Genomic DNA, 13,939 nt, shown 5'->3' with positions numbered 1-13,939 from the left:
CCGCGCCCCACGCTATCTCGATCCGCCAGACGGGGATAGGGCGGATCGGAGCCGAAAGACACCTCGCCCGGCCGCCTCGAGAGGCGACCGGGCGAGGTGCGTGTCAGACGATGATCAGAGGTTGATGTCGTCGATGACGGCGGAGTCGTCGGAGAAGACGTTGCCGTTGTTCTCCCACTCCCAGTCGTTGTCGACGTCGGAGTCGAACTCGTTGAACGCGTCCTCGATCTCGACCTCGACCTCGGTGTGGTCCGAGAAGTCGTTGAAGGAGTCGTCGATCTCCATCTCGTACTCGGTCCAGCTGTTGGTCGACATGTCGTTGAACGAGTCGGCGATGTGGGTCTCGACCGTCGTGTTGCCGATGAGGATGTCACCCGTCGAGATGTGGGTCTCGGTGGTGTTGACCTCGGCGTCGTCACCGGCGGCAGCGCCCCAGTCACCCGTGTTGACGACTGCACCGTTTGCGAATCCCTGAACCACCGGGCCGTCGGCGCTGATCGCCTGGTTGACGGACTGGTCGACCTGCGTCGCACGGTTGTCGATCTCGATGTTCAGGGCAGCAGCACCCGCAGCGGCGGCACCGGCGCCGGCGAGGCCGCCGACGTGGAAGTCACCGAAGCCGGTGTTGTACTGACGCACGCCGACCGTGACCGACTCGTCGTCGAGGTTCGTCGAGTTGTCGATGTTGATCTCGGTGTCGTTGTACGAGTCCTGGTTGTAGGAGTCCTCGTAGTCGTTGTACGAGTCCTCGTCGTTGAAGGAGTCGTTCGTCGAGTTGTCCGACTGGTCACGCGCATCGACCTCTACGTCCACGTCGACCGAGTTGTCCGAGTTGTCCGAGTTGTCGGAGTTGTCGGAGTTGTCCGAGTTGTCCGAGTTGTCCGAGTTGTCGGTGTTCCCGGAGAAGTTGTCCGAGAAGTTCCCGTCGGTCGACGAATTACCCGAGTCGTTGATGGAGTTGTCCGAGTTGTCGGACGCGTCGGTCAGGACCGCGGTGTTCGTCGAGTTGTCCGAGTTGTCGGTGTTCCCGGAGAAATTGTCCGAGAAGTTCCCGTCGGTCGACGAATTACCCGAGTCGTTGGTCGAGTTGTCGGAGTTGTCGGTGTTGTTCGACAGGATCTCGTTCTCGTTGACACCGACGTTGTTGTCGTTGAGCGTGTCGTCGACGATGATTCCGTCGTTGAAGTCGTTCCCAGTAGCCATTGTCCCAGTCCCTTCGATGAAGCCTTCGGCGGCCTTGCGGATCCATAGTCCGCCCGATCGCGTGCCGCGACATCCGGGATACCCCCGGAGACTTCCGGGGGTCCCCTAGGGGTCTGATCCGGGGTTCGGGGTTCACGTCCGGGGTTCGGGGTTTCCGGGATCCGGGGTCGGTCCGCTCGGGGCGCGGCGACCGAACACCTACGCTGGATCGGATGGAATCGTCGGAACTGACCGCCCTGCTCACCCCCGACGGGCTGCGGATGCTCGCCGCGATGCCCGCGGTGCGCACCTCCGACGACGTCGCGCGGCAGGTGTCCGCCCTGCGAGCGGCCGGTCACTCCCCCGACCTCGTATCGGCGCTCGTGGGTCAGGCGCGGCTGCGCACGAAGGCCGAAGCGAAGTTCGGCGCCCTCGCCCAGCGCATGCTGTTCACGCGCGCGGGCCTGGAACAGGCCACGCGCATGTCGATCGCGTCGCTGCACGCCGGGCGGTTTCGAGCCGGGGGCCTGACGCGCGTCGCCGACCTGGGGTGCGGCATCGGCGGTGACGCGCTCGGGTTCGCCGGGCTCGGCCTGTCGGTCGACGCGGTGGACGCGGATGAGATCACCGCGGCGATCGCGGCCTACAACCTCGCTCCGTTCGGCGACGCCGTCACCGTCGCGCACGGCCGCGCCGAAGCATCCGACCTCACGCGCGCCGACGGCATCTGGCTCGACCCTGCCCGCCGCACGCCCGGCCGAGGAGAGACCTCCCGCACGAACGCCGACGAATGGTCGCCGTCGCTGGACTGGGTGTTCGACATCGCCCGCACACGACCGGTGGGTGTGAAGCTCGGACCGGGACTGGACCGGGACCGCATCCCCGACGACGTCGAGGCGCAGTGGGTCAGCGCCGACGGGTCGACGGTGGAGTTGGTGCTGTGGACTCGAGAGCTCGCACGGCCGGGCGTGCGCCGAGCCGCGCTCGTGACCCGCGGCGAACACGCGTGGGAGATCACCGCCGGCGCCGATGCCGAGGATGCGGCGCCGCGGGAGCTCGGCGCCTACCTGCACGAACCCGACGGGGCGGTCATCCGAGCCCGCCTCATCGGCGACGTCGCGCGCTCGCTCGAGGCGGGCACGCTCGATGCGCGGATCGCCTATCTCACCTCGGATGCGGCGCTCACGAGCCCCTTCGTCTCATCGTTCCGCGTGCGCGAGGAGCTGCCGACCGACACGAAGGCGCTCGCGCGGGAGCTCCGCTCCCGGGGTATCGGGCGCCTGGAGATCAAGAAGCGCGGCGTCGACGTGGACCCGGCCGCGCTGCGGACCAAGCTCAAGCTGCGCGGCGACGCGGCAGCGACGCTCGTGCTCACGCGCGTCGGCGACACGCGGCGGGCGATCCTCGCAGATCGCGTGTGACGCCCGGTCGACGGGGGCGCGATCAGCTGAACAGGTTCGCGCTGTAAGCGGCGAAGACGAGCCAGCCCGCGCTGTAGACGACCGACCCCGAGGCGATGCAGATCGCCCAAACCGCCATCGCGCGGTCCTCGGTGGGCCGGCGCAACGCCATGACCGAGACGACGATCGCGATCAGGCCGAGGGGGAACGCCCATCCGACGAAGAACGATGCGAGCAGGCCCGCGATCGCGATGCCGAGCGCCCAGGCCGCGAACGCGCTGCGCAGCGGCGGCGCGGGCATCGCCCACGAGTCGGTGCTCGGCGCCTCGGACGGATCGGTCGGCGCCGACATCTCGGTGATGCCGAGCGGCCCCGTGGGCAGCCGCGAGAAGCCGCCCCGGTGCTCGCCGGGCATGCGCGACTCGCCGGAGACGGGGGCGAGATCCTGCCCCTGCGGGTCGTCGGTCGCATCAGGGGTCATGCGGCGTCCGTCCGTTCGGCAGGACGCTCGGCCACCTGGATCTCGGTGACCGGCAGCGTCGAATCGGCGCCGAACGCGAGAGTCGAGGGTCGGCGCCCCGACATGATGAGTTCGCTCGCGAGCGCCGCGATCATCGCACCGTTGTCGGTGCACAGCGACAGCGGCGGGATGCGCACCGCGACGCCGGCGGCTTCGGCGCGCGCGAGGGCGACCTCGCGCAGGCGGCGGTTCGCGATCACCCCGCCACCGAGCAGGAGGCGCGGCACGCCGTACGCCTCGCACGCGGCGAGCGCCTTCGTCACGAGCACGTCGACGACGGCCTCGCGGAAGCTCGCGGCCACGTCGGCGACGGGAACATCCTCCCCGGCTGCACGGGTCTGCTCCGTCCACCGCGCGACGGCCGTCTTCAGGCCGGAGAACGAGAAGTCGTATCGGTGCGACGCCATGTCGCTCGCGCGGGACAGGCCCCGGGGGAAGCGGATGGCGGTGGGATCACCCGTCGCGGCGGCGCGGTCGATCTCCGGCCCTCCGGGGTAGGGCAGGCCGAGCAGACGCGCGACCTTGTCGAAGGCCTCCCCCGCGGCGTCGTCGACCGTCTCGCCCAGCAGCTCGACGTCGGTGGTGAGGTCGCGTACCAGCAGCAGCGACGTGTGCCCGCCGGAGACGAGCAGCGCCACCGTGGGGTACTCCAGCGGCGGAGCATCCGCATCCAGGATGTCGGCGGCGATGTGCCCGACGAGGTGATTGACCGCGTAGAGCGGACGGTCGAGCGATACCGCGAGCGCCTTGGCCGCGCCCACCCCGACCATGAGCGCACCCGCCAGCCCCGGACCGCTCGTGACCGCCACCGCATCCAGGTCGGCGAGGGAGGCTCCCGCCTCGGCGAGGGCTGTCTCGATGGCCGGCTGCAGCGCCTCGAGGTGCGCGCGGGCGGCGACCTCGGGCACGACCCCGCCGTAGCGGGCGTGCTCATCCATCGACGACGCGATCGTGTTCGACAGCAGGGTGCGGCCGCGCACGATGCCGATGCCGGTCTCGTCGCAGCTGGTCTCGATGCCGAGCACCAGCGGCTCGCGTCGGTTCACGTGCACGCCCCCGCCTCTGCCGCAGTCCCCGCCCCGGCCGCAGCCCCGGCTCCGGCCCCGGCCCCGGCCCCTGCCCCTGCCCCGGCCGAGCCCGGTTTGTCGGAGATTCGCACCGATGTCGGAGGATTTTGCCGGGATTCTCCGACATCGGCGAGATTCTCCGACATCGGGGAGAGGGATGCGCGCGACGCGGCCCATCCGGGCACGTCCAGGCGCATCACGATGGCGTCGACATTGCCGTCCGGGTAGTAATTCGGGCGGCGGCCGATATCGATGAACCCCTCCGAGGCGTAGAGGCGCTGGGCGGCCGGATTGTCGGCCCGCACATCGAGGAAGACCTCGCGCACGCCGCGCTCCGCCGCCTCTTGAAGAAGGGCGCGGAACAGCATTCGGCCGCTGCCGCGGCCGCGGAACGTCTTGTCGAGGGCGATGGTCTGCACGTCGGCGTCCGTCGCACCCGACGGGGCGCGCAGCCCCGCGTAGCCGATCAGGCGACCCGCCTGCTCCGCCACGACGTAGTGGTTGTGGGGGGAGGCCAGCTCTGCCCGCATGGCGGTCTCGCTCCAGGCGTCGCCGGCGAAGGACGCCCGCTCGAGCGCCATGATCGCCTCGAGGTCGTCGACGTCTCCGGTGCGCAGTCTCACGCGATCACCCGCTTCGGCGCGGTGGGTGCGGTGACATCCGGAGAGCGCAGGTAGAGGGCGTCGTCCGCGGCGATCCGGCGGCCGGCCGCGACGGCACGACCGGCGGCGAGAGCCAGCATCGCGGCGGGTACCGAACCGGCGTCGAGTCGGCGGGCGCCGTGCGCGGCGAGCGCGGCATCGAGCTCGTCGCGCGGCGCGAGAGCCGGATCGGCCACGCGCACGGGGAGGCCGTCATCGTCGAGGCCCTCGTAGACGGTGAACGCGAACTCGCGACGGCGGGCGTCGGTGACGACGGCGAAGCGCTCCTCGTCGGCGCCGGTCATGGCCGCCATCAGCATGCGGTCGAGGGCGACGGCATCGTGACTGACGACGGGGATGAGCGGGATGCCGCGGCCGAGCGCGAAGGCGCGGGCGGCGGCGATGCCCACGCGCAGGCCGGTGAAGGGCCCGGGGCCCATACCCGCGGCGACATGGGTGACGTCGGCGCTCGTGATCTCCGACTCCGCCAGGACGCGCGCGACGTGATCGCCGATCACCTCGGCGTGCCCGCGCGGGTCGCCGCTGTCGAGTTGGGCGCGTACGACGCCGTCGGGCTCGATCACCGTCACCGCGGTGCCGATCGACGTGTCGATGCCCAGAATCACGCCTTCCAGCGTAATCGGAGCCGGCCGTGGCCTGCTCGCCCATCCGATCCGCGCCCCGACGACGAACAACACGCATGCACCTCCCCCGGTACGTGCGCGAGGGCGGCACGCCGCCGCTCTCGGACGATCCCGCGGGGTCAGGATGGCGCACCGTCGTGATCCCGACCGCCGTCGGCGATCTCACCGTGCGCGCCGGGCGCCGCACCGGGGGAACTGCGACCGTGCTGCTGCACGGCGCCGCCGGCACATGGACGACCTGGACCCCGCTCGCCGCGTACGCGCGAGACACCGGCCGCACCCTGGAGAACGTGGTCGCCGTCGACCTGCCGGGGTGGGGCGACAGCGGCGAGCTGGATCCCGCGCTGCACGTCGAAGACGTCTCGCACGCCATCGCCGACCTCGTGCGTTCCCTCGGATACGACGACTGGATCGTCGCGGGTCACTCGCTCGGCGGCGTCGTCGCGCTCGACCTCGCCGCGCGAGCGCCCGGTCCGACCGTGGGCGTCGTTCTCGTCGCCCCCACGGGCGCGAGCGTCATAGACGCGATCCGGCATCCGCTGCGCGGCGGGATGCGGCTGCCCGGCTTCGCGGGGATGCTCGCCGTCATGCGGGTGCTCTCGGCGTTCGGCCCCCGCGGCGCGGCCATCGTCGAGGGCGTCGCCGCCGCGAGGCTGCTGCCGCTGCTGACGCGGCCGCTGTTCTCCGCGCGCGTGGACCCGAGCGTGGTCGCCGCGTTCCGCACCGAGGTGCGCCCGACGGCCTTCGCCCGCGCGGCCCGCATGCTTGTCGGTTACGACGAGGATGCGTGGAGCGCCGTCCGCTGCCCCGCGCAGGTCGTGCGAGGTCCGCGCGATGTGTTCGCGTCGCCGAGCGACGATGTCGCCCTCGCCGCGCGCATCCCTCAGCTTCGCGTGCGCACCGCCTCCGGCACGGGACACTCCCGCACGTCGAGCGCCCCGACGCGGTGCTCGACGCGATCGAGGCGATCAGGGGCGGCGGGTGACGGTCGCGATCCGCGGTGAGTCGGCATCGAGGTCGGCCTCGCGCGCGGTCACGCCGCACGCGGTGTCGACGCCCCGGCCGTGCCACTCCCGGTCGAGCTCGATCTCCCACCAGCTCTCGCGCAGGCCGTCGACCATGCCGCGGCCCCACTCGACGATCACCACCGAGGACTCGAGGTCGATGTCGAGGTCGTCGAGCTCCGCAGCGGATCCGAGCCGATAGGCGTCCACGTGCACGAGCGGCGCGCCGCCGACGAGCGACGGATGCGTGCGGGCGAGCACGAAGGTCGGGCTCTGTACCGGTCCCCGCACGCCGAGCCCCTCGGCGATCCCGCGCGTGAGTGTGGTCTTGCCGGCCCCGAGCGGACCGGTGAGCACCACGAGGTCGCCCGCCGACAGCATCCGACCGATCTCGACACCGAACGCGTGCATGTCGGCCGGCGTGGTCAGCTCCCGGGCACCGACGATCGCGTCGAGGCCGGTCACCGGGCGCTCCCGTACACGCGCGGCACGCGCCGTCCGATGCGCGTGACGATCTCGTAGTTGATGGTTCCGGCCGCCTCGCCCCATTCGTCGGCGGACGGGACGCCCAGGGTCGGGTCGCCGAACAGCACCGCCTCGTCGCCGACGGCGACGGGATGCTCTCCGACGTCGACGACGAACTGATCCATCGCGACGCGGCCGGCCACGGGGAACCGTGCGCCGCCGATCGTCACCGGCCCCCGTCCCGACGCCTGACGCGGCACGCCGTCGGCGTAGCCGAGCGGGATGAGCGCGAGCGTCGTCTCGCGCGGGGCGACGTAGTCGTAGCCGTAGGAGACGCCGTGCCCGGCATCCACCCGGCGCACCGCCGCGACGCGGGCGCGCAGCGTCATCGCCGGGCGCAGCCCCAGGTCGGCCGAGGAGCGGTCGTCGAAGGGCGACAAGCCGTAGAGTCCGATGCCGATGCGCACGGCGTCGAGCCGCGTCTCGGGCAGGGCGATGGCCGCATTCGTCGCGGCGAGGTGGCGGATGTGCGGGGTGAGGCCGAGGGATGCGGCCTCGGCGACACCCCGTTCGAACACGTCCAGCGCGGCGCGGTCCGCTTCGGGCGACGCATTGGAGAGGTGGCTGAAGACGCCGACCACCCGAACGCGTCCGATGCGCTCCAGGCGTGCTGCCTCGGCGAAGACGACGCGGTAGTCGGCGGGGGCGATGCCGTTGCGGCCGAGGCCGGTCTCGAGCTTCAGGTGCACTGCGGTGGGACGGCCGGCCGCGGCCGCATCCGCTGCCGCGACGAGCTGGTCCATGCGGGAGACGCCGATCTCGATCCCCGCCGCGGCGGCCTCAGCGAACGAGGCGCCGGGCGCGTGGAGCCACGCCAGCAACGGCGCATCCACCCCGGCGCGGCGCAGAGCGAGGGCTTCGTCGACGTCGGCGACAGCCAGCCGCGACGCCCCGCCCTCGAGCGCGGCGGCCGTGACGCGCGGGGCGCCGTGGCCGTATCCGTCCGCCTTCACCACGGCGATCACGGGAACGCCGGTGAGAGCGCGAAGGTGCCGCACGTTCGCGGTGATCGCGTCGAGGTCGATCGTCGCCTCACGCATGTCGCCGTGGTGGATGCCTCTCATGCGGCCGCCCCTCCTGCGCCGGCGGCGGGCGTGCCGGCACCATCGGCGACGACGTAGGCGACGGCGAAGCCGGCGTCGTGGGACATCGACAAGTGGAGGGTCTCGATGCCGCGGTCGGCAACGACGGCGGCGGTGCTCCCCGACAGGGCGAACCATGGCCGCCCCGATTGCTCGCGGGTGACTTCGATGTCGGTCCAGTGCACGCCGTCCGACCCGCCGAGCGCTTTGATCAGCGCCTCCTTCGCGGCATAGCGCGCCGCGAGCGACCGCGGCTTGAGCGCCTGCTCGGCGGGCGAGAACAGCCGCCCGAGCAGCCGGGGCGTGCGCGCGATCGTTCGCTCGAAGCGGGCGATGTCGACGAGGTCGACGCCGATTCCGACGATCATGCGGCGCTCCCTCCATCGTCCGATGCGGCGTCCGACGACGCCCGCCAGCCTATCGCGGCCGCTGCCGAGGGTCGGGCACCGGCCCGAGCCGTGAACAACAGGAGATCGGCTGCCCCGCGGGCGGATTCGACCCTGTCCTGCCCGATTCGACGCGGATCTCCTGCGTTGTTCACCGCAGGTGGCGTGCACTCACTCCACGGTGACCGACTTGGCGAGGTTCCGCGGCTGATCGACGTCGAGTCCCTTCGCCGTCGACAGGCCCATGGCGAAGATGTGCAACGGCACGACCGACAGCAACGGCTCGAACAGGGGCCCGGCGAGGGGGATGCGCAGCACCTCGTCGGCCGTCGGGAGCACGGCCGCGTCGCCTTCTTCGGCGACGGCGATCACGCGGGCACCGCGCGCGCGGATCTCCTCGATGTTCGAGACGACCTTCGCATGCAGGAGCGCCGAGTGGCGCGGCGACGGCACGAGCACGAACACCGGCTGACCGGGCTCGATCAGGGCGATCGGGCCATGCTTGAGCTCCCCGGCGGCGAAACCCTCGGCGTGGATGTAGGCGAGCTCCTTGAGCTTCAGCGCCCCCTCGAGCGCGATCGGGTAGCCGACATGGCGGCCGAGGAAGAGCACCGATCGGGTGTCGGCCATCCAGTACGCGAACTGCTCGATGCGCTCCTGCTCCGTCTCGAGGATGCGACGGATCTTGCCGGGAACGGCCTCGAACTCCTCGATCTGCGCGGCGACCTCATCGGCGGAGATCGCACCGCGCACCTGTCCGATGTGGAGGGCGAGCAGATAGAGGGCGGTGATCTGGGCGACGAAAGCCTTCGTCGAGGCCACCGCGACCTCCGGTCCCGCGTGCGTGTAGACGATCGCGTCGGATTCCCGCGGGATGGTGGCGCCCTGCGTGTTGCAGATCGACAGGGTCTTCGCGCCGCGCTCGCGGGCGAACTTCACCGCCATGAGCGTGTCCATCGTCTCGCCCGACTGGCTGATCGACACGACGAGGGTCTCGGGGCCGATCACCGGATCGCGGTAGCGGAACTCGTGGGCGAGCTCGACGTCGACCGGCACGCGCGCCCACTGCTCGATGGCGTACTTGGCGACCATGCCCGCATAGGAGGCGGTGCCGCAGGCGACGACGATCACGCGGGAGATGTCCTCGAAGAGGTCGTCGAGTCCCTCCAGCTCGGGGATGGCGACGACACCGTCGCGGATCCGCCCGCGGAGCGTGTTCGCGACCGCCTCGGGCTCCTCGGAGACCTCCTTGGCCATGAACGACGACCAGCCGCCCTTGTCGGCGGCGTTCGCATCCCACGTCACCTCGAACGGCTCGACCTCGACGGGAGCTCCGAAGAAGTCGGTCACCTCCACGCCGGCGGGGGTGATCGCGACGATCTGGTCCTGCCCGATCGCGAGGGCGTCGCGCGTGTGCTCGACGAACGCGGCGACGTCGGAGCCGAGGAAGTTCTCCCCCTGGCCGAGGCCGATCACCAGCGGCGAGTTGCGGCGCGCGCCGACGACGAGGCCGGGATGGTCCTGGTGCATCGCGAGCAGGGTGAAGGCCCCCTCGAGGCGGGCGACGACCGTGCGGAACGCGGCGACGAGGTCTCCGCCGTTCGCGGCATAGGCGTGGCCGAGCAGCACGGCGGCGACCTCGGTGTCGGTCTCGCTCCGGAACGGGTGCCCGTCGAGTTCGGCGCGGAGCTCGCCGAAGTTCTCGATGATGCCGTTGTGGATCACGGCGAGCTTGTCGTCATCGGCCAGATGCGGATGCGCGTTCTGGTCGGTGGGGCCACCGTGGGTCGCCCATCGGGTGTGGCCGATGCCCGTGGTGCCGTCGGTCATCGGGTGCCCGACGAGGTCGTCTCGCAGCACCTGCAGCTTGCCGGCGCGCTTGCGCATGTCGAGCGCACCGGCGCCGTCGATCACGGCGATGCCGGCGGAGTCGTATCCGCGGTACTCCAGTCGCGACAGGCCTGCCAAGAGGATGGCCTGGCTCTGCCGCGGGCCCACGTATCCGACGATTCCACACATGGGCTCCATCGTAATCTGCGCCGCCTGGCGCCCCGCCCGGTACTGAACCCCGCGGGCGGAACACGCCGGGTCAGGGCGATCGGCGACGCCTCGTGCGTCGAGTCCACGTGATCGCGACACCGCCGGCGATCAGGAGGGCAGCCAGGAAAGCCGCCGACAGCGGTGGGGTCGATCCGGAGGCCGCGAGCCGTGCCGGCTCGGCTGACGGCCGGTCGGACGCCGCCGCAGGCGAGGGCGCGGCGGTCTGCGACGAGGTCGGCTCGGGCGTCGGCTCCGGCGAGGTCGGCTCGGGCGTCGGTGTCGGCTCGGGCGTCGGTGTCGGGTCGGGCAGAGCTGCCAGCAGGGCGTGGGCGTCAGCGAGTCCGGCGCCGTAGACGTGCGCGTCGGGCATCACTCGCCAGTAGGGATTGTTCATCTCGGCCGCCGTGGCCTCGGTCGCCGTCAGGATGTCGGCCGGAGAGGCGCCGGGAGCGTACTCGAGGGCGAGGGCGTGCACCGCGGCGACGCTCGGGGCGGCGGCCGACGTGCCGTAGAAGCGGTAGACCACCTCGCCGTCCTCGTCGAAGGGCGATTCGAAGAAGCTCGTCCGCTCCCCGTCGACCCCGGTGATCTGCGGTGCGGCCACGGTCATCGGCTCGGGGTAGGCCGCGGACGGCGGCCCGTACGGGTCGTAGGGCTCGAAGAGGATGGTGCCCGGCCCGGGCGAGCTGAAGGACTCCGGCTCCCACGGGTAGTCCCACGCCGCGGCGGCGACGCTCACGCCGGAGCCGTCCCCGTTGTGGCCGTTGATGACAGCTCCGACGAGGTCACCGCCGGCATCGCGGTCGTATTCGCGCCACGCGAGCGCCGTGCCGTTCCCGAAGGTGCCGATCCAGACGGCAGGTGGCGGGGCGACGTCACCGGTGAGATCGCGCACGACGACGAAGCCGTACTCCCCGTCCGTCGGCACGGGGCTGACCGTCAGCATCTCCATCGGCACCTGCGGGTCCGGCGTGACGCCCGCCGCGACGAGGGCGGGCACCGGCTCATCCGAGTACAGCTGCAGCGAGAAGTGGGATGCGACCGCGCCCTGCGGCTCCCCCCAGCCGAGGGCGAAGGTCGGCGCCGACGGCGTCGCGAGCAGTCCGACCGTCTGCACGGGGTCGACGCCGTCTCCCGGGTCGAAGTCGAGACAGTCGTAGGCGACGACCTCCTCAGGCACCCACACCCACTCCGGGCAGGCCACGCCGCGGTACTCGGGCGCCTGCCATCCGGCGATGGGAAGGCCCTCGCTCGGTGTGCCGTCCGCGCCGACGGCGTTCGCGTTGCCCGCCGAGGTGTAGTACGCCACACCGTCCGCCTTGACCATCTCGATGGCCGACGAGACGATTCCCTGCTGGAAGTGGGGTTCGGTGACGTAGCTGATGTCGTCGACGATGATGTCCGCGCCCGCGTCGGCGAGCGCGAGGATGTTCTCGGCCATGTCGATCATCCCGCCGAACCCGGACGCGAACAGAATGCGCGCCCCGGGCGCGATGCCGTGCACGATCTGCGCCATCCCGCGTCCCTCGTCGCTGCCGCCCGGGTGGTCTGCGAGAACCTCGACGGGCGTGTCGTATCCGCATGGGTTGCCGGGTCCGGGGAGCACGCCGGCCGAAACGTCCTCCGCGGGGGTGGTGGTCGCCGTGGCAGAGGTGGCGTACGAATCGGACAGGATGCCGACCGTCACGCCGCTGCCATCGACGTCGAAGGCGTCGCGCGCGAGGGCCGTCTTCAGCGGCTCGTCGGCGTCGACCGGGACGCTGCGGCAGCTCTCGGCGGCCGCGGTCGCGGGTCGCGCGGCGGCGGACGACGATGACGTGCCGACGGCCGCACGCAGGTCGGGCGCGACCGCCACCACGCCAGGGAGCGCGGCCAGTGCCGACAGCTGAGCGGGTGACACAGCGACGGCGACCGACGGGCTGAGACGGTACACGCGATCGACCCGCGCGAGCTGCCGCACCGCGTCGATCTGTTCAGCGCTCGGGCGCGTCGCGAACGTCAGCGTCGCCGAGACCCGCCCCTCGTCGTCCACCTGCAGACTGCCCGGCCCGGTCGCGGGCAGACCGACGGCGTCGGCCAGTTCTTCGGCTCCGCTCGCTCCGGCCTGCGCGGCATCGGCCAGCTGGTCGGCGAGAGAAGGCGGTGGAAGCGTCTCCTCCGCCGCATCGGCGGCCGGCGAAGCGAGAGGCGCGGCGCCGGCAAGGACGATGAGGGCAGCGGCGAGCGCGACGCTGCGGGCAGCTCGAAACACAGTTCTCCGGGGGGAAGGTCGTCATCGGGTCCTTCCAACCTGGCAGAAACCTGTGAGCGAACGCCAATCGACCAGGACGCGGTCGCATCACCCACGGCGGGCCGGGTTCGGTCCCTGAGGAGGAGATCCCGCCACCAGAGGACGGATACACGCTACGCCTCCTCTTGAGGCGTGTTCTCCTCGCGAAGCGTCGACAGCGCTGCGTCGGCGCAGCGGCGTCGGAAGCGTCGCCGTGCGGGTCAGAGCTTGCGCAGCAGCACGCTGGAGACCGCGTGATCGGCGGCCTTCTTCAGCACGAGGCTCGCGCGGTGACGCGTGGGAAGCACGTTCTCGACGAGGTTCGGGAGGTTGATGTCGCGCCAGTAGCCGAGGGCGCGCGGAACGGCCTCCTCGTCGGGAATCTGCGCGAACCGGTTGAAGAACGAGTTCGGGTTGCTGAACGCCGCCTCGCGCAGCGCGAGGAAGCGGTGCACGAACCACTGCTCGATGTCGTCGGGAGCGGCATCGACGTAGATCGAGAAGTCGAACAGGTCGCTCACCGCGACATCATTGGGCGCGGGCGGCGGCTGCAGCACGTTCAGGCCCTCGACGATGACGACGTCGGGGCGGCGCACGGTGACGTGCGCATCCGGGACGATGTCGTAACGCATGTGCGAGTAGAAGGGCGCCCGCACCTCGTCGGCTCCCGACTTCACCTCGGTGAGGAAACGCACCAGGGCGCGCCGGTCGTAGGACTCCGGGAAACCCTTGCGATCCATCAGACCCCGCCGCTCCAGCTCGGCGTTCGGGTAGAGGAATCCGTCGGTGGTGACGAGCTCGACGCGCGGTGTGCCGGGCCAGCGGCTCATCAGTTCGCGCATCAGCCGGGCGATGGTCGACTTGCCGACCGCGACCGACCCGGCGACCCCGACGACGAAGGGCGTCGTGGAGTCCTGCTCGCCGAGGAACGTGCTCGTGTCCACGCCGAGGGCCTTGGTGGAACTGGCGTAGAGCGACAGCAGCCGACTGAGCGGCAGGTAGACCTCCGCGACCTCGGTGAGGCTCAGACGGTCGCCGATGCCGCGGATCTGCACGACCTCGGTCTCCGTCAGCGGCTGGGCCAGTCCGCCCGCCATCCGGGCCCACTCGTCGCGCTCGATCTCGCGATACAGCGAGAGCGCGGGGGTCTGCGGTGTCACCTGGTCGTCGATCGACATC

Annotated in this window: 13 protein-coding genes; 2 read left to right on the top strand and 11 right to left on the bottom strand. The window is 71.3% G+C overall.

Features of this window, described 5'->3' with window-relative positions:
• Positions 1-114: 114 nt before the first annotated feature.
• A complete protein-coding gene (locus B3S45_RS10755) occupies positions 115-1,203 on the bottom strand; it encodes a hypothetical protein (protein WP_286720557.1) in 1,089 nt (362 codons plus the stop codon).
• 212 nt (positions 1,204-1,415) lie between these two features.
• On the opposite strand from B3S45_RS10755, the gene B3S45_RS10750 reads away from it, so the two are divergent.
• Positions 1,416-2,603 (top strand): class I SAM-dependent methyltransferase, encoded by a 1,188-nt coding sequence (locus B3S45_RS10750; RefSeq protein ID WP_286720555.1) that lies wholly within the window; start codon positions 1,416-1,418, stop codon positions 2,601-2,603.
• Between the two features lie 22 nt (positions 2,604-2,625).
• On the opposite strand, the gene B3S45_RS10745 is transcribed toward B3S45_RS10750, so the two are convergent.
• Genes B3S45_RS10745 through tsaB form a run of 4 tightly spaced genes read right to left on the bottom strand, consistent with a single transcriptional unit; the run spans position 2,626 to position 5,436 of the window.
• Positions 2,626-3,063, bottom strand: coding sequence for a hypothetical protein (locus B3S45_RS10745; protein ID WP_194383656.1), 438 nt, complete (start codon positions 3,061-3,063; stop codon positions 2,626-2,628).
• Positions 3,060-4,148, bottom strand: a complete 1,089-nt coding sequence (gene tsaD, locus B3S45_RS10740) for a tRNA (adenosine(37)-N6)-threonylcarbamoyltransferase complex transferase subunit TsaD (protein ID WP_286720582.1) — start codon at positions 4,146-4,148, stop codon at positions 3,060-3,062. The genes B3S45_RS10745 and tsaD overlap by 4 nt, the downstream gene beginning before the upstream one ends.
• Complete coding sequence (gene rimI, locus B3S45_RS10735; protein ID WP_286720553.1) at positions 4,145-4,792, bottom strand: ribosomal protein S18-alanine N-acetyltransferase; 648 nt, start codon at positions 4,790-4,792, stop codon at positions 4,145-4,147. The genes tsaD and rimI overlap by 4 nt, the downstream gene beginning before the upstream one ends.
• Complete coding sequence (tsaB, locus tag B3S45_RS10730; protein WP_286720552.1) at positions 4,789-5,436, bottom strand: tRNA (adenosine(37)-N6)-threonylcarbamoyltransferase complex dimerization subunit type 1 TsaB; 648 nt, start codon at positions 5,434-5,436, stop codon at positions 4,789-4,791. Before tsaB ends, rimI begins: the two co-directional genes overlap by 4 nt.
• 74 nt (positions 5,437-5,510) lie before the next feature.
• Between tsaB and B3S45_RS10725 the strand changes: the two genes are divergently transcribed.
• Complete coding sequence (locus B3S45_RS10725; RefSeq protein WP_286720551.1) at positions 5,511-6,458, top strand: alpha/beta fold hydrolase; 948 nt, start codon at positions 5,511-5,513, stop codon at positions 6,456-6,458.
• Here the strand turns inward: B3S45_RS10725 and tsaE are convergent.
• From tsaE to coaA, 6 genes are all read right to left on the bottom strand, one after another.
• Positions 6,423-6,869: a tRNA (adenosine(37)-N6)-threonylcarbamoyltransferase complex ATPase subunit type 1 TsaE gene (gene tsaE / locus B3S45_RS10720; protein ID WP_286720580.1), complete on the bottom strand. Its 447-nt coding sequence runs from the start codon at positions 6,867-6,869 to the stop codon at positions 6,423-6,425. The genes B3S45_RS10725 and tsaE overlap by 36 nt on opposite strands.
• Positions 6,870-6,919: 50 nt before the next feature.
• Entirely contained in the window at positions 6,920-8,047 is a 1,128-nt protein-coding gene (gene alr, locus B3S45_RS10715; protein ID WP_286720550.1) for an alanine racemase, read from the bottom strand.
• The gene (locus B3S45_RS10710) at positions 8,044-8,433 is read right to left on the bottom strand and encodes a holo-ACP synthase (protein ID WP_286720548.1); all 390 of its coding nucleotides are present in this window, start codon (positions 8,431-8,433) and stop codon (positions 8,044-8,046) included. The genes alr and B3S45_RS10710 overlap by 4 nt, the downstream gene beginning before the upstream one ends.
• Positions 8,434-8,622: 189 nt before the next feature.
• Positions 8,623-10,470, bottom strand: a complete 1,848-nt coding sequence (glmS, locus tag B3S45_RS10705) for a glutamine--fructose-6-phosphate transaminase (isomerizing) (protein ID WP_286720546.1) — start codon at positions 10,468-10,470, stop codon at positions 8,623-8,625.
• A 70-nt stretch (positions 10,471-10,540) separates the two neighbouring features.
• Positions 10,541-12,742, bottom strand: coding sequence for a S8 family serine peptidase (locus B3S45_RS10700; RefSeq protein WP_286720544.1), 2,202 nt, complete (start codon positions 12,740-12,742; stop codon positions 10,541-10,543).
• Positions 12,743-12,981: 239 nt separating this feature from the next.
• The gene (gene coaA / locus B3S45_RS10695; RefSeq protein WP_286720543.1) at positions 12,982-13,938 is read right to left on the bottom strand and encodes a type I pantothenate kinase; all 957 of its coding nucleotides are present in this window, start codon (positions 13,936-13,938) and stop codon (positions 12,982-12,984) included.
• Position 13,939 lies beyond the last annotated feature (1 nt).

The sequence above is a fragment of the Microbacterium sp. UBA1612 genome, assembly GCF_002321605.1.
GTDB classification, from domain to species: domain Bacteria; phylum Actinomycetota; class Actinomycetes; order Actinomycetales; family Microbacteriaceae; genus Microbacterium; species Microbacterium luteum.
Note: the sequence above shows the minus strand (reverse complement) of the source record. Positions and strands in the feature narration are given on the sequence as shown.